Source organism: Pseudomonas sp. TKO26, from assembly GCF_003225665.1.
GTDB lineage: Bacteria > Pseudomonadota > Gammaproteobacteria > Pseudomonadales > Pseudomonadaceae > Aquipseudomonas > Aquipseudomonas saponiphila.
In genome coordinates, this window is sequence record NZ_QKLN01000016.1 from 20489 (window position 1) to 35260 (window position 14772).

Here is a 14772-nt window from a genome sequence, read left to right on the forward strand (position 1 = left end):
CAAGGCGTGCGAAGAGCTGTCGAGGAGATGAAATCCATGTCTCACCCCAAATCCGCCACACAGTGGTCGCCCTCCTGTGCCGCCCCGCGAGAAAAAATCCGAGCGCCTGGCTTCGTGCTACCGGCAGGTGCATGCGACACCCATGCGCATGTAATAAGTGCTGATTTTGAGCGCTATCCCCTGGTACCAGAGCGCAGTTACACCCCGCCTCCGGCACCTGAGGCGTTGTATCTGGACATGTTGCGGGCGACCGGGATGCAGCGAGGAGTGTTGGTGCAGCCAAGCATCTATGGCACCGATAACCGCTACATGCTCGAGGTGTTGCAACGTCACCGCGATCGACTGAGGGGAGTCGCGGTAGTCGACGAACGAATCGGCGATGACGAACTGGAGCACATGCACACCTTGGGTGTGCGCGGCGTTCGCATCAACGTTCTGTTTCGCGGAGGCGTGAACCTGGACTTGATGGAGCCCCTCGCCCATCGAGTTGCCGAGCTGGGCTGGCATCTGCAGTTTTTGATTGATGTCCGGCGGTTAGGCGAGCTGCAGGCACGGATGGCCAAGCTGCCCTGCCCTGTGGTGATCGATCACTTCGGACACTTCCCGGCCCACCTGGGCGTCAAGGAGCCGGGGTTCGAGCTGCTGCTGAAAAACGTGGCGCAACACGGTTGGTGGGTCAAGTTGTCGGGCGCCTATCGCCTGAGTGAGCAACATCCGGACTATGCCGATACGGATGCGCTGGCCCATGCCTTGCTGAGCGTCGCACCCGAACGAATGCTTTGGGGCAGCGACTGGCCTCACGTAGCGCTCCCAAGCACGCCCGACACCGGTTCACTACTGGATCGCTTGCACTCATGGGCGCCCGGTGAACGCCAAAGACAGAGCATCCTGGTCGACAACCCCGCTGTTCTGTACGACTTCAAATAACAAAAACAATAACCCAGCGGCACCAAGGTGCCGCACGGAGAACAATAATGAGTTGGTTTAGCGAACTTAATACCGTTGAAAAACGCACCTTTTATTCGGCATTTGGTGGCTGGGCCTTGGACGCCCTGGACTTCATGGTCTTCACCTTTGTCATCGCCTCCTTGATGACCCTCTGGCACATCGATAAGGGATCAGTGGGGCTGCTAAGCACCGTGACTTTGCTGTTTTCGTCGATTGGCGGATGGGGGGCGGGGATTCTGGCTGACCGCTACGGTCGGGTGCGGCTGCTGCAGATCAGCATTCTGTGGTTCTCGATCTGCACGGTGCTGATCGGCTTCGCGCAAAACTTCGAACAGCTGTTTGTTCTTCGCGCACTGCAGGGACTCGGGTTTGGCGGCGAGTGGGCCGTGGGCTCGGTGCTGATCGGCGAAATGGTTCGAGCGCAACATCGCGGCAAGGCCGTGGGTATCGTGCAGAGCGGATGGGCCATTGGCTGGGGCGCGGCCGCGCTGCTCTACACAGTGGCCTTCAGCTACCTTCCTGAAGACCTTGCCTGGCGCTCGCTGTTCTGGATCGGCATCGCACCTGCGCTCCTGGTGCTCTACATTCGTAAATACGTGCCAGAACCCGAGGTGTTCCTGCAGAGCAAAAAGCACCAGAGCGAAACAGGCAACACGGTGGCCTTCTGGCACATTTTCTCCCCTTCGCTGCTGCGCACCACTCTGTTGTCGGCCCTGCTGTGCATGGGGGTACAAGGTGGCTACTACGCGATCACCACATGGTTGCCGGCCTATCTGAAGCTGGAGAAGGGCCTGTCAGTCTTCGGCACCGGCAGCTATCTGCTGGTGGTCATCCTGGGGTCGTTCTTCGGTTATGTGTGCGGCGCCTTCCTCTCCGACCGGCTGGGGCGCCGCGCCAACTTCATCCTCTTCGCCGTCCTGTCGGGCATCAGCGTGATCTGCTACATGCAACTGAACCTGACCAATACCCAGATGCTGATTCTCGGCTTTCCCTTGGGATTCGCCGCTTCCGGTATCTACAGCGGCATGGGGGCCTTTCTGACGGAACTCTATCCTTCGGCAGTACGGGCCAACGGCCAGGCGTTCTCCTATAACTTCGGGCGAGCGGTGGGGGCTCTGTTTCCAGGACTGGTCGGCTTTATCAGCGCCCAATACAGCCTGGGCACGGCGATTGCGATGTTCGCCGGAGGTGCCTACTGCCTGGTCCTGGTGGTGACCTGCTTCCTCCCGGAAACCAAGGGCAAGCAATTGCACTGAGCGAGCCATCATTTGTTAGAGTAACGCCCGCGTATCGTTCGTTACGCGGGCGTTCTACGTTTCAAGCGTTTGAAACCGACATTCGATGACTGAGTAAAATGACTATAAAAGCAATTGGCCGACGTGATCACTTCTCGGTTGAGATCTTTCGTTATCTGGAAAGTGAAATACGTGAAGGCCGACTCCGTCCCGGTGACCGCATCCCCACTGAAAGTCGCTTGGCCGAAGCCTTCGCCGTTAGCCGAAATGTCGTGCGTGAAGCCGTGGCCCGGCTCAATTCGGCCGGCCTGGTCATCAGTCGCCAAGGGCTTGGGGTATTTGTTGCAACCGAAGCCAACCAGAGCAGCTTCCGCATTACTCAGGAGGAACTGACAGACAGCACCAAGCTGCGTCAGCTCTACGAACTGCGCCTGGACCTCGAAGTCGCCGCCGCCGCCATGGCCGCCCGACGCCGCTCGCTCAATCAGTTGAACAAGATCGCAGCGGCACTGGACACCCTGCGCGCCGGCCTGCAAAACCGTCAGGACATGCTGGAGCACAGCCTGCAGTTCAAGCGCGCCATTGCCGACGCCACAGGCAATGACTACTTTCGCAACTTCATCATCTTTCTCTGCAGCCACGTCTACGAAGCGGCCTTGCTGGAGAACCGCCTGGTGCGTTCGAGCGACCTCGGCGAAACGCTGCTGGCCGAACATCAGGCGATCTTTGACGCCATCAAACTCGGCGACCCCGATCTCGCCAGGCGCGCCACCTGGCAACAAATCATCAATTCCGCCGAGCGCAATGGATTGCGCGGATTGCAAGGCTGGGAAATCACCCGTATGAGTTCGCTGGGCGAGACGTATGCGCCGCAGTGCGCAGGCCCGGATCCCGAGCCTCGCCAACTGCAACGCAGCTTGCCGGACGGCGCATGCGACTGCCACTTCCACGTCTTTGGTGACGAGCATGGGCAGCCGTTCTCCCCTCACCGCTCCTACACCCCGCCCCCCGCTCCCCTGGAGGCCTTTCAGCGCGTCCAGAAAACCCTCGGCTTGAGTCGCGCGGTCATCGTCCAGCCCAGTGTCTATGGGGCGGATAACAGCACCACCCTGGCGGCGCTGAAAGAAGGCGGAAGTGCGTTGCGCGGCGTTGTGGTGATCGATACCGACACCGATACCCAAACCCTGCGGGCGATGCATCGCCTCGGGGTCCGCGGCGTGCGCGTCAACCTGATCTTCAAGAGTGGCGTTGAGGTATCGGATGTTGCGGCGCTGGCGGAAAAAGTCGCGCCACTTGGCTGGCATCTGCAGTTGCTGATCGATATCACCGAGTTCGCCGACCTGTATGAAACCGTGGCCAGCCTGCCCGTGCCAGTCGTCATCGACCATATGGGGCACATGCCCACCAGTTGCGGGCTGAGCCACCCGGGATTCATCGACCTGCTGCGACTGCTGAAAGAAGGCCGGGCGTGGGTCAAGCTTTCCGGCGCCTATCGCTTCACCGCGTCGAAGGACTTCCCTTACGACGACGTAACGCCCTACGCCCGAGCGCTGATCGAGGCCAACCCGAACCGCCTGCTATGGGCAAGCGATTGGCCGCATCCGTGCATACCGGTGCCAATGCCCAACGACGCCAGCCTGCTGGAGATGCTGTTCGACTGGGTTGAAAACGATGACGCGCTGATCAAGCAGATCCTGGTGGACAACCCGGCACAGCTCTACGGTTTCTGACGACTAGGGAGTCGGCGCGGCCAGGGCCGGGAACTGCGTCAACAGGTGCGGCGGGGACAGCAGTGCCACAAGGCAGGCGCCCGCCGCGTAGAAAGCGATAAAGCCCTTGCCCAGCAGCCCGGCATAGCCGACCACTATGTTCAGCCCCAGGGCCAGCATGATGTAGAGCAACGCGAAATCCAGGCTCTGGCCCCAGGTGTTGCCGCCCGCGTGGCCGATCACCCAGGACGCCAGGATCACCGCCAGGACGATGCTGATGGCCGACTGGACCTACGAGCAGTTCGACCCGACGCTACGCTTGGACGACATCAAGTGGATCAAGGATCGCTGGGGCGGAACACTGATTCTGAAAGGCATTCTCGATGTTGAGGACGCACACCTGGCCGTTGCCAGTGGCGCCGATGCACTGATCGTCAGCAACCACGGTGGGCGCCAGCTCGATGGCGCCCCTTCCAGCATCAACATGCTGCCGGCCATCGCTCAAGCCGTCGACGGTCTGCACTCATTGCTCAAACAGTCAGCATGGGCGTCCGAAGCGATCAGCGTTTCTGCCCCTCGGTCGGCTTCAAGACCCCCCGCGATGAACACCATCACCACCGCTGTCGACGTGTGCCCGGTTAAAGCTACCAGCCAGGCTCTGAGCACCATCCGTTGTCAGCAGGCCACTGCCGCTAAACCCGAAACATGTCCCCTAGCTGCCGATACAGCTCCATGGGCAAGCGAATCCCTTCTTTTTGCGCCCGGACCCAGGCTTGCTGCTTGGCCCGTCCGGGTGGGTGGACGCCCAGACGTTGCAGACGCCGCAGCTGCTGTCCCAGTCGGTTCTCGAACTGTTCATCGAGCAGGTGCGGGGCGATGGCGATCACCAGCAGCCCTGCTCCGGGCGACTGCCCGCCGCTGCGAAAGTCGGGCGCATCCAGCGACCAGTTGGCCCCGGTAACACCGCCGGCCAGCACTTCCACCAGCAAGGCAATGTTGGCCCCGCGGCTGCCACCGAATGCCAGCAAGGCGCCGTGCATGGCCTCCCGGGCGCTCAGAGTGGCAGCGCCCTGGGCATCCACTGCCCAGCCTTGGGGGATCGCCTCCCCGGCCTCGGCAGCCTTGAGGATGTTGACGAAGGCCGTGGCGCTACTGGCCTGGTCGATCAATAGCGAAGGCCCGTCACCGCAGGGGGCGGCGAACGCCAGGGGGTTGGTCGAATACATCGGCTGGCGCTGGCCGGCCACGGTCAATAACGGCGGGCCATTGCAGAAGGCCAGCGCTACCAACCCCTCGCCAGCCAGACGCCGGGTGTAATAGCCCAGTTCGCCACAGGTAAAGCCGTTGTGCAGGGCAAACAGGCTGATGCCCAACTGCCTGGTGTTGTCGCGCAAGGCAGCGAAGGCCTGGTCGAACCCCAATTGCGCGATGCCCTGGCGCGCATCACAACGAATCATCGCCGGCGCCACCTGAGTCAGCTGCGGCTCGGCCAGGCCGACAATGCGCCCGCTGGCGAACCCTTCCAGGTAATCCAGCAGATGCTCGAAACCCAGGCTGGCCAGTCCGTGGCCTTGGGCCGATACCGTGGCTTCGGCCAGGGCCCGAGCCACTTCCCGGCTGCTGCCGGCGCTCAGGCAGCAGCCCTGGGCAAAAGCCCTGGCCTCTGCCAGCGATAGGCATTTGAACGCTGCGCTCGCTTGCATGGACGACTCCCTGAGGCTACCGCGAAACAGTCTGGTGCACTTGGCCTGAAGCCCGCGCCGGCCGCCTGGCTGGCGTGTTTGGTGGCCAGGTCATTCCACCAGGCGCGGCGTACCGACGTTGGCGGCTTGTTTATCCAGGCCGAACGCGCCGAGTATCTCGGCAATTTCCCCAGACGCGTGCAAGGCCTGGATATTTTCGTTCAACGCCACCCCCAGCGCGACATTGGCCTTGGTGTGCGGGAAACCGGACTGCCCCGGCTGCAAGGTGGCCTTGACCCGAGGATCAGGCTCCGAGACTTTGATGCGCTTGCCCTGGTAAGCGCCCTTCTGCTGCGAAGCCACACCGACTGCGAAGCTGTCGATGCCCAGCGCAATCCGATTCGAGGCCAGGTCCTGCGCCATCGCCACCGGGTTGGGGTACAGCACCAGGTTGTCGCCAAAGGCCTTTTTCAGATCATCGACCCACAGGTAACCCTGCACCGTGCCGATGCGCTTGCCTTCAAGCTCGGAGATGGTCGAATACCCCTCGCTGGAGATAATCCCCATCATGTCCAGGTACAGCGGCGCGGACAGGCCCAGGGCCTTGCTGCGCTCGGCGGTACGGTACCAGTCACCTATGCCGACGTCGGCCCGCCGGGCGATCACCGACTGGATCACCGCCGCCGGGTCGACCACCGTCAGCTTGATGTCCAGGCACTCCCTGGCAGCGATACGCTTGATGATTTCGCCATCGATCCCGCTCAACTGGTTGCCCGGCCCGGGTATCGAATAGGGCGGAAAGACCCAGGCCGCGACGCTCAGCACCCCCGGGGTCAGGGTGGTGAACTGGTGGGCCGGCTTGCAGTCCGCCAAGGCCAGGGGTACACCGAGCAGGGCCGAGCCGCCCACCAGGGTGGAACAGAGGAATACCCAACGGGTAATGCATTTGAATGAGCGGATCATGGCTTCACCTGTGCTTGGATTGCGTCAATGGAACAGCAGCCGAAAGACGGCACGAACGGGTCACGCGTGCTGGCTGGGCGCCAGTCTTTTCTCCAGCGCCGCCACGCCCAGGGTCGCGGGCGCACAGACAGCGGCATACATCAGGCCGGCCAGGGTCAGCACCGGCAGATACTCGAAGGTCGATGAACCGATGGCCGAGGCGCGGCTGACGAGCTCCGGCAGCGCGATGGTGAAACACAACGACGATGCCTGGAACATCATGATCGAGAACCCCAGCAACGACGGCAGGGCCACCCGCAGCGCCTGGGGCAGGATAATGAAGCGCAGCGCGTCGAAGCGGTTCAGGCCGATCACCTCGGCCGCCTCGTTCTGCCCCTGGGCCACGGCCTCGATACCGCCGCGGATGATCTCGCTGGTGTAGGCCGCGGTGCAGTAAGCCAACGCCACGGCCGCCGCCCAGAAGGAACTCAGGGTCAGGCCGGCCGAGGGCAGGCCGAAATAGACGTACTGCAACAGGATCAACGCTGGCGCGCCGCGCCCCAGTTCGACAATCAGCAGCGAGGGATAGCGCACCACCCGACGGGTTGCCGCAACCCCCAGCGCCAGCAGCAAGCCCAGGACCACCCCCAGCACCAGGCTGACGGCGGTGACCTGCATCGACAGCACAAAGCCCTTCCACAGTTCGGGAAACCAGGTCAGCCACATCGTCAGGATCTCGTTCATCGGGCCACCCTCTGCTTCAGGGTGGCCGCCAGCCAACGCGAGACTAGCGCCACCGGCACGCTGAGAATCAGGTAGACCAGGGCCGCCACGCTGTACACCCCCAGTCCCTGAAAGGTCTGCTGGGACAACTGATAGGCCTGGAAGCTGACGTCACCGACGCCAATGGTCGAAGCCACGGCCGAGTCCTTGAGCAAGCCGATGGCATAGGTGGCCGAGGTGGGAATGGCGATGCGTACCAATTGCGGCAGCAGCACATCGAAAAATCCCTGGAGCGGCGAAAGATTGAGTACCTGCGCCGCCTCGAACTGCCCCTGGGGAATCGCCGCGAAGGCACCGCGATAGACCTCCGACATGTGCGCTGCGGTGATCAGCCCCAGGCCCAGCACCGCGGCGGCGAACGGCGACAAGGCAAGGTAGCCGCCACCGATGCCGAAGAAGATGAAGAACAGCCAGACGATCGGCGGAATCGAACGCAAGGTCAGCACCAGCATCGCCGCCAGCCAACGGCACGACTTCAGCTTCGACAGGCGCAGGGCGCAGAGTGGAAAACCCAGCACCACGCCCATGCAGAAGGCGCCCAGGGTCACGCTCAGGGTCCAGGGCACGCCGTGCAGGAGGACCAATAGAATATCCAGCATCAGCGATTCCTCACGGCCTGGAGAAACTGCGCCACCCGCGCATGCTGCGGCTTGCGCATCACCTCGGCACTGGGCCCCTGCTCGATGATCCGTCCTTCGGCCATGACCACCACGCGGTCGGAAACGGTCTCGGCAAAGTGCATCTCGTGGGTCACCACCAGCATCGACATGCCCTCGCGCGCCAGCTCTTTCATCACCGCCAGTACCTCCAGGCCCAGCTCGGGGTCCAGGGCCGAGGTCGGCTCGTCGAACAGCATCAGCTCCGGCTCCAGCGCCAGGGCCCGGGCGATGGCGATGCGTTGTTGCTGGCCGCCGGAGCAACGTGCCGGGTAGGCGTTGGCCTTGTCCGCCAGGCCCACCCGGTCGAGCAACTGCAAAGAACGGGCGTCCGCTTCCTCGGCGCTGCGACCCAGGGTGCGGATCTGCGCCAGGCTGACATTGCGCAGCACCGTGAGATGGGGAAACAGGTTGAACGACTGGAACACCATGCCAATGCGCCGGCGCAGCTTGAGCAACTCGCTCCTGGGCAGCGGGCGCCCGGCCTCGATATGCACCCCACCCATGCTGACCCGGCCGCGGGTCGCCGGCTCCAGCTGGTTGATGCAACGCAGCAAGGTGCTCTTGCCGGAGCCGCTGGGGCCGATAATCGCCACCACCTCGCCTTGAGCCATCTCGAAACACACGTCGTGCAACACCGGGTAAGGACCGAACTGCTTGTGAATCGCCTCCAGGCGCAGAAAAGGTTCGGCACTGGCCACCGGGCGCGGCGCCAGGGTGGCGCTGTCGATCACGGTCATGCTGCTCATTGTTTTTTCTCCGGACAGGGTAGACGCCATGCCTGCAAGAATCAGGCAACAACCGCTGTTATCGATCGTCGTCGACTAACGGGGTGCGCGAGAGCTTGACCGCTCCAGTCGCGCTGATCAGCACCTGCTCTTCGAGCTTCACGCCTTCATGGCCACCTTGCTCGCCGATGTAACTCTCCACCGAGAGCACCATGTTTTCCGCGAAATGGCCGTCATAGCCCCACTCGGCAAAATCCACCGCATAGGCCACGCTGGGGTACTCGTCCACCAGGCCGACGCCGTGCAGCATCATCATGTAGCGGTTGTGTTCGAACGCTTTGGGCACCGGCCAGCAGCGCTCGGCGAATTCGCGGAACGACAGCCCCGGGCGCAGCAGATCGAGGTTGCAGCTGATTTGCTGCGAAGCGATGTCCAGCAGCTCGCGCTGGGCCGCCGTCGGCGCTTTGCCGGGGCAGATGAAACTGCGGGAGATGTCCGAGAGATAGCCCCCCGGCCCGACCATGTCGGTGTCGAAACAGACCATCTCGCCGGCTTCGATGACCTTGTCCGAGGCGTCCTGGAACCAGGGGTTGGTGCGCGGCCCTGAGCTCAGCAGGCGGCTTTCGGCCCACTCCCCGCCATGGGCGACGTTGGTTCCATGCATGATGCTCCACAACTGGTTTTCGGTGATGCCCGGCACCAGGCTGGCGCGCATGCGGGCAATCGCCAGGTCGCACACATCCATCGACACCCGGTGGCTGGCGATCTCCTGCACCGACTTGATCAGCCGCGCCTGCTCCATCAGCGGCTGGGCGTCGAACAGCTGGATGCCCTGGGCCTTGAGTTTTTCCGCGCCCCAGGGGTCGCAGCGGTCCACCGCCAGGCGCCGATTGCCAGCGCCATGCCGGGTCATCAGATCAGCCACTTCGAGGGCCCAGCGCTGGGCTTTTTCCTCGACCCGCGGGCCGGCGAGGAAGTACAGCCAGGGGATCGCCGGACGGATCTCGTCGATGGTTTCGATGGGCTCGCTGTTGTGCCGGCTGCTGCTGAACTCGAACAGCACCACTGGGCCATCGGTGGCCACGAATACGTAGCGGCTGGGGGAATGCATCACCCACAGGCCAAGGTTGTTGGTATCGGTGGCGTAACGAATGTTGATCGGGTCGGCCAGTAGCACGCCGGCGTAATCGTGCTTGCGCAATTGCTGGCGGATGCGCTCCAGGCGGTACTGGCGCAGCGCCGGCCGGTCAATCGCGGCATAGGCTGCCAGCAGGTGGTGATCAACCGGGGCCAAGGCATGGTCGGTGACGCCGGCATCGCTGCGATAGCGCAACGGGCTTGGGGATACAGCATTGAGCAGCTCGGTGAAATCATTATCCGTGTGCATGCAACAACCTCCGTGGGGAAGAGTTTTGCGTTAATCAAAACCAATCGGACCAACATTCGGGGCAGTGACTTAAAGACCTGGAAAACGGATGACGGCTGTCTTTCTTATGGTTCAGGGCACGGCAACAGGCGGCTAGAGGTCCTTGACCAGGCGCAGGGCGTCGTAGATCGCCGCATGGGTGTTACGCGATGACACCGCATCGCCGATTCGGAACAACTGGAAGCGCCCCTGGGGGTTGCTCAGCACCCGCTGCGGGTTGCCGGCAATCAGGTCCCGGTACTCCACGGCGCCCTCGTTGCTGGCCTGGGGCTGGAGCTCGAAATACAGCTCGTCCAGAGGCCGGGTGCCATGGTTGACCACGATCTGGTCCACCAGCCGGGTCTTCTCCAGGTCGCTGTAATCGCTGCCAATGGTCGCCAGCAATTGCTCGCCCTGGCGCTCCACGGCTTTGAGTCGGTAGGTGACGGTGAAGGTGGTATCCAGCCGCTGCAGCGAGCGCATGTAGGGCACCAGGTTCATACCCATGACCTCCGGCGCGAACGCGCGGTCGGGGGTCATGATCTCGGTCCTGGCTCCGCTGCGAGCAATGAACTCGGCGGCCTGCAAGCCCGCGTGATCACCGGCGTCGTCATACACCAGCACGTTGCGCCCGGGTTTGACGTCGCCGGAAATGATGTCCCAGCTCGACACCAGCCACTGGTTGCCGTGCTGCAGGACGTCGGTGTGCGGCAGCCCGCCGGTGGCGACGATTACCACGTCGGGGTTTTCATCGACAACCATCGCCGCGTCGGCCCAGGTGTTGAAGCGGAACTTGACGCCCAGGCGCTCGCACTGCGCCATGCGCCAATCGATGATGCTGATCATCTCCTTGCGCCGCTCGGACTGCGCGGTCAGGCGCACCTGCCCGCCGGGCTGGTCGGCCACCTCCAGCACCAGCACCTCATGCCCGCGCTCGCCGGCTACCCGCGCCGCCTCCAGGCCGCCGGGGCCGGCACCGATGATCAGCACCTTGCGCTGTCGCGCAGCCTTGGGCACCTCATGCGGCATGCTGGTTTCACGCCCGGTGGCGGCGTTGTGGATGCAGTAGGCGGCGCCGGCGTTGTAGATCCGGTCCAGGCAGTAGTTGGCGCCGACACAAGGGCGGATCTCTTCTTCACGGCCTTCGATGATCTTGCGCACGATGTGCGGGTCGGTCATGTGCGCGCGGGTCATGCCCACCATGTCCACCAGGCCCGAGGCAATCGCGTGGCGGGCGGTGGCAACGTCCGGGATCTTCGCCGCATGGAAGGTCGGGAAGCCGGTCAGGGCGCGAATCTCCCCGGCAAAGTCCAGGTGCGGGGCGTTGCGCATGCCCTGGATCGGGATGATGTCGGTCAGCCCGGCATCGGTGGCGATATTGCCGCGAATCACGTTGAGAAAGTCGACCATGCCGCTGTCTTTGAGCAGCTGCGAAATCTGCAAGCCTTCCTCTTTCTCCAGGCCACCGGCCAGGACCTCGTCGCCGGTGTAGCGGATGCCGACGATGAATTCCGGCCCCACCCGCTGGCGGATGGCACTGAGCACCTCGAAGGTAAAACGCAGGCGATTGTGCAGCGAACCGCCGTAGGCGCCCGCCAGCTCGTTGGTCAGCGGCGACCAGAACTGGTCCATCAAGTGGCCGTAGGCTTGCAGTTCGATGCCGTCCAGGCCGGCGGCCTGCATGCGTTCGGCGGCGTCGGCGTAATCGCCGATGATGCGTTCGATGTCCCAGATTTCCAGCTTCTTGGGAAAGGCCCGGTGCGCCGGTTCCTGATTGTGCGAAGGCGACACCACCGGCAGCCAGTCGCCCTTGTCCCAACGGGTACGGCGCCCCAGGTGCGTGAGCTGGATCATCACCGCCGCGCCATGCTCGTGGCATTCGTCGGTGAGGTCCTTCATCCAACCGACCACTTCGTCCTTGTACGCCAGAATATTGTTGAACACCGGAGGGCTGTCGCGGGAGATCGCCGCCGAGCCTGCGGTCATGGTCATGGCCACGCCAGCCTTGGCGCGCTCGACGTGATAGGCCCGGTACAATTTTTTCGGCATGCCCTCTTCGGGGTACGCCGGCTCGTGGGAGGTGGTGATAATGCGGTTGCGAAGCGTCAGGTGCTTGAGGCGATAAGGCTGAAGAAGCGGATCGTTTTTCATATCGGTCTCGCATACAGGTCATCAGGCAAGGCAGACCATAGACCTCAATGTACACAAGTGTCAATAACGTGGACAGTGGTGTATATTCACCGCCGTCAAGGCCCAATGGACAAGGAAACAGCGCCCCATGAAAGCAACCAGCAACAGTGCCGAAGCAGGCGGCCGCGGCTCTCTGGAGAGCTGGCTCAACGCGGCCTACGAGAGCCTCAAGGAATCCGGGGTGGATGCCGTGCGGGTGATGCCGCTGGCGAAGAAACTCAACCTGTCGCGCACCAGTTTCTACTGGTATTTCCAGGACCGCGAAGCCCTGCTCGACGCCCTGGTGAACCTGTGGAAGAACAAGAACACCCTGAGCCTGGTGGCCCAGTCCGAGGCCTATGCCGAATCCATCACCGAGGCGATTCTCAACGTCTTCGACTGCTGGCTGAACAGCGAATTGTTCGATTCGCAATTCGAGTTCGCGATGCGCAGCTGGGCCCTGCAATCCCCCGAGGTGGCGCAGGACATCCGCGAAGCCGACGCCCTGCGGGTGCAGGCCCTGGCACGCATGTTCGACCGCTTCGGTTTCGCCCATGACGCCGCCGTGACCCGCGCGCGCTCGATCTACCTGACCCAGATCGGCTACATCAGCATGAACACCCAGGAACCCCTGGCGCAGCGCATGCGCTACATCCCCGAATACCTGCAGATCTTCACCGGCGTCGAGCCCCAGCCCCGGGAGCTGGAGCGGTTCTTTCAGCGCAACGGCTTTTCATCGGCCCAACTGCAGCATTGAAGCCAAGCGGATCAATCAAACAGGGCGCGGCCATTGAATGGACGATCATTGGCCGGCAACCACGCAGACGCGCCAACTCATGCGCTGGTCTATCGAGAGGTATCCTCAAGAATCAGATCAGCGCCCTTCTCCGCCACCATCAGCACCGCCGCATGGGTGTTGCCGGAGGTGACGTTGGGGAAGATCGAGGCATCGACAATGCGCAGCCCGGCCAGGCCATGCACCTTGAGGCGTTTGTCCACCACCGCGCGCTGCTCGTCGCGGCCCATGGCGCAGGAGCCGCACAGGTGGTAGATCGAGCCGCTGTTCTCGCGAAAGTACTGCAGCATCTGCTCATCACTGGCCACCGCCGGCCCCGGTAGCACTTCATCCAGGGTGATGCCCTTGAGCGCCGGGGCCTGCATGATCCTGCGCAGCAGGCGGCTGCCCTGGATCACCTCGGCAATGTCCTTGTCGGTACTCAGGTAGTTGGGGTCGATCAGCGCCGCATCCCGAGGATTCTTCGAGGCAATCCGGATGCTGCCGCGGCTGGTGGGCCGGCACGGGTTGAAACACAGCAGGAAGCCGGAGTACGGCTCGGGCTTGAGGCTGGCCTTGCTGCTCTTGGGAATCTGGTACGACAGCGGGTTGAAATACAGCTGCAGGTTGGGGTGCTCCTGCCCTTCGTCGCCGCGGAAAAAGCCACCGGCCTGGTTGACGCTCATGGCCAGTGCGCCCTTGCGGGTCAGCAGGTATTGCAGGCCCAGCTTGAGCTGGCCGAACAGCGAACTGAGCTGGTCGTTGAGGGTCGGCACATTGGCCTTGTAGTAGTAGCTGACGCACAGGTGGTCCTGCAGGTTCTGCCCCACCGCCGGCAGATGTCGCACCAGCGGAACCTGGTGCCGGGCCAACAACTCGCGATCACCCACCCCGGACAGTTGCAGGATCTTCGGCGTGTCCACCGCGCCGGCGCAGAGGATCACTTCCTTGCTGGCGCTGAAGGTCCGGACCACTCCGTGCTGGGTCACACTGACCCCCGTGGCGCGCTGCTTTTGCTCATCGAACAGCACCCGGTCGACCAGCGCGTAATGCTCGACCTTGAGGTTCGGCCGGCTCAGCGCCGGATGCAGATGGGCAAAACTGCTGGAGCAGCGCTGGCCGTTGCGGGTGTTGACGTCGTAGATCCCCGCGCCTTCGAATCTGGCGCCATTAAAATCTTCGCTGCGCGGGTAGCCCAGCTCCTCGCAGCCTTTGAGGAAGGCATCACAGATGGGGTGAGTCTGGCCCTGCATCGGGGTGATGCGGATGGGTCCGCTACCGCCGTGATACGGGCTGTCCCCCAGAGGGTGACTCTCCAACTTGCGGAAATACGGCAGCACCTCGTCGAAGCTCCAACCGTCGTTGCCGTCGGCCGCCCAGTCGTCGAAATCATGGGCTTGGCCGCGCACGTAGATCATTGCGTTGATCGAGCCGGAGCCACCCTGGACCTTGCCCCGAGGAGCATAGATGGCCCGGTCATTGAGCTGTTTCTGCGGTTGGCTGTAGTACATCCAGTTGAAACGCGGGTTGTAGTACATCTTGGCGAAACCCACCGGAATCTTGAACCAGAACGATGAGTCCTTGCCGCCCGCTTCCAGCAGCAATACCGAGTATTGGCCCGAGGCCGAGAGCCGGTTGGCCAGAACGCAGCCGGCGGCGCCGGCGCCGGCGATGATGTAGTCGTATGTCATGCAGGGTTACCGCTCAGATGGTATTGAAGGCAGCCGCAATGGCTGCCCA

At 62.9% G+C, this 14772-nt stretch carries 12 protein-coding genes and 2 pseudogenes; 5 read left to right on the top strand and 9 right to left on the bottom strand.

Annotation, left to right across the window (positions count from 1 at the left end; genetic code table 11):
* Nucleotides 1–36 precede the first annotated feature (36 nt).
* The 3 genes from DNK59_RS20785 to DNK59_RS20795 all read left to right on the top strand — a co-directional run bounded on the left by DNK59_RS20785 (nt 37) and on the right by DNK59_RS20795 (nt 3913).
* Nucleotides 37–927: an amidohydrolase gene (locus DNK59_RS20785; protein WP_110724427.1), complete on the top strand. Its 891-nt coding sequence runs from the start codon at nt 37–39 to the stop codon at nt 925–927.
* 47 nt (nt 928–974) lie between these two features.
* A complete protein-coding gene (locus DNK59_RS20790) occupies nt 975–2204 on the top strand; it encodes an MFS transporter (protein WP_110724428.1) in 1230 nt (409 codons plus the stop codon).
* A gap of 98 nt (nt 2205–2302) precedes the next feature.
* A complete protein-coding gene (locus DNK59_RS20795; protein ID WP_110724429.1) occupies nt 2303–3913 on the top strand; it encodes an amidohydrolase family protein in 1611 nt (536 codons plus the stop codon).
* Between the two features lie 6 nt (nt 3914–3919).
* On the opposite strand, the pseudogene DNK59_RS20800 reads toward DNK59_RS20795, so the two are convergent.
* Nucleotides 3920–4171, bottom strand: a pseudogene (locus DNK59_RS20800) (ABC transporter ATP-binding protein); the annotation flags it as partial.
* On the opposite strand from DNK59_RS20800, the pseudogene DNK59_RS20805 reads away from it, so the two are divergent.
* Nucleotides 4110–4403: pseudogene (locus tag DNK59_RS20805) on the top strand (alpha-hydroxy-acid oxidizing protein); the annotation flags it as partial. The pseudogenes DNK59_RS20800 and DNK59_RS20805 overlap by 62 nt on opposite strands.
* A 181-nt stretch (nt 4404–4584) precedes the next feature.
* On the opposite strand, the gene DNK59_RS20810 reads toward DNK59_RS20805, so the two are convergent.
* The 7 genes from DNK59_RS20810 to DNK59_RS20840 all read right to left on the bottom strand — a co-directional run bounded on the left by DNK59_RS20810 (nt 4585) and on the right by DNK59_RS20840 (nt 12239).
* Nucleotides 4585–5595 carry an Ldh family oxidoreductase gene (locus tag DNK59_RS20810; protein WP_110724430.1) on the bottom strand — a complete coding sequence of 337 codons (1011 nt, stop codon included), beginning with the start codon at nt 5593–5595 and terminating at the stop codon, nt 4585–4587.
* Between the two features lie 90 nt (nt 5596–5685).
* Nucleotides 5686–6537, bottom strand: a complete 852-nt coding sequence (locus tag DNK59_RS20815) for a transporter substrate-binding domain-containing protein (RefSeq protein WP_110724431.1) — start codon at nt 6535–6537, stop codon at nt 5686–5688.
* 60 nt (nt 6538–6597) lie between these two features.
* Entirely contained in the window at nt 6598–7260 is a 663-nt protein-coding gene (locus DNK59_RS20820; protein WP_110724432.1) for an amino acid ABC transporter permease, read from the bottom strand.
* The gene (locus DNK59_RS20825; RefSeq protein WP_110724433.1) at nt 7257–7898 is read right to left on the bottom strand and encodes an amino acid ABC transporter permease; all 642 of its coding nucleotides are present in this window, start codon (nt 7896–7898) and stop codon (nt 7257–7259) included. The genes DNK59_RS20820 and DNK59_RS20825 overlap by 4 nt, the downstream gene beginning before the upstream one ends.
* Nucleotides 7898–8704: an amino acid ABC transporter ATP-binding protein gene (locus tag DNK59_RS20830; protein ID WP_092314949.1), complete on the bottom strand. Its 807-nt coding sequence runs from the start codon at nt 8702–8704 to the stop codon at nt 7898–7900. Before DNK59_RS20830 ends, DNK59_RS20825 begins: the two co-directional genes overlap by 1 nt.
* Nucleotides 8705–8762: 58 nt before the next feature.
* Nucleotides 8763–10070: a Xaa-Pro peptidase family protein gene (locus DNK59_RS20835; protein ID WP_110724434.1), complete on the bottom strand. Its 1308-nt coding sequence runs from the start codon at nt 10068–10070 to the stop codon at nt 8763–8765.
* 132 nt (nt 10071–10202) lie between these two features.
* Nucleotides 10203–12239 carry an NADH:flavin oxidoreductase gene (locus DNK59_RS20840; RefSeq protein WP_110724435.1) on the bottom strand — a complete coding sequence of 679 codons (2037 nt, stop codon included), beginning with the start codon at nt 12237–12239 and terminating at the stop codon, nt 10203–10205.
* 127 nt (nt 12240–12366) lie between these two features.
* Here DNK59_RS20840 and DNK59_RS20845 point away from each other — a divergent pair, with 127 nt between their 5' ends.
* On the top strand, nt 12367–13014 hold the full coding sequence (locus tag DNK59_RS20845; protein ID WP_110724436.1) for a TetR/AcrR family transcriptional regulator: 648 nt from the start codon (nt 12367–12369) through the stop codon (nt 13012–13014).
* Nucleotides 13015–13103: 89 nt separating this feature from the next.
* On the opposite strand, the gene DNK59_RS20850 is transcribed toward DNK59_RS20845, so the two are convergent.
* Nucleotides 13104–14723 carry a GMC family oxidoreductase gene (locus tag DNK59_RS20850; RefSeq protein WP_110724437.1) on the bottom strand — a complete coding sequence of 540 codons (1620 nt, stop codon included), beginning with the start codon at nt 14721–14723 and terminating at the stop codon, nt 13104–13106.
* Nucleotides 14724–14772 lie beyond the last annotated feature (49 nt).

Bases quoted from the DNA above. Each gene is read 5' to 3' on its own strand.
- DNK59_RS20795 (WP_110724429.1), top strand. From the start codon at position 2,303: ATGACTATAAAAGCAATTGGCCGACGTGATCACTTCTCGGTTGAGATC.
- DNK59_RS20850 (WP_110724437.1), bottom strand. From the start codon at position 14,723: ATGACATACGACTACATCATCGCCGGCGCCGGCGCCGCCGGCTGCGTT.
- DNK59_RS20815 (WP_110724431.1), bottom strand. From the start codon at position 6,537: ATGATCCGCTCATTCAAATGCATTACCCGTTGGGTATTCCTCTGTTCC.
- DNK59_RS20820 (WP_110724432.1), bottom strand. From the start codon at position 7,260: ATGAACGAGATCCTGACGATGTGGCTGACCTGGTTTCCCGAACTGTGG.
- DNK59_RS20835 (WP_110724434.1), bottom strand. From the start codon at position 10,070: ATGCACACGGATAATGATTTCACCGAGCTGCTCAATGCTGTATCCCCA.
- DNK59_RS20830 (WP_092314949.1), bottom strand. From the start codon at position 8,704: ATGAGCAGCATGACCGTGATCGACAGCGCCACCCTGGCGCCGCGCCCG.
- DNK59_RS20810 (WP_110724430.1), bottom strand. From the start codon at position 5,595: ATGCAAGCGAGCGCAGCGTTCAAATGCCTATCGCTGGCAGAGGCCAGG.
- DNK59_RS20845 (WP_110724436.1), top strand. From the start codon at position 12,367: ATGAAAGCAACCAGCAACAGTGCCGAAGCAGGCGGCCGCGGCTCTCTG.
- DNK59_RS20825 (WP_110724433.1), bottom strand. From the start codon at position 7,898: ATGCTGGATATTCTATTGGTCCTCCTGCACGGCGTGCCCTGGACCCTG.
- DNK59_RS20785 (WP_110724427.1), top strand. From the start codon at position 37: ATGTCTCACCCCAAATCCGCCACACAGTGGTCGCCCTCCTGTGCCGCC.
- DNK59_RS20840 (WP_110724435.1), bottom strand. From the start codon at position 12,239: ATGAAAAACGATCCGCTTCTTCAGCCTTATCGCCTCAAGCACCTGACG.
- DNK59_RS20790 (WP_110724428.1), top strand. From the start codon at position 975: ATGAGTTGGTTTAGCGAACTTAATACCGTTGAAAAACGCACCTTTTAT.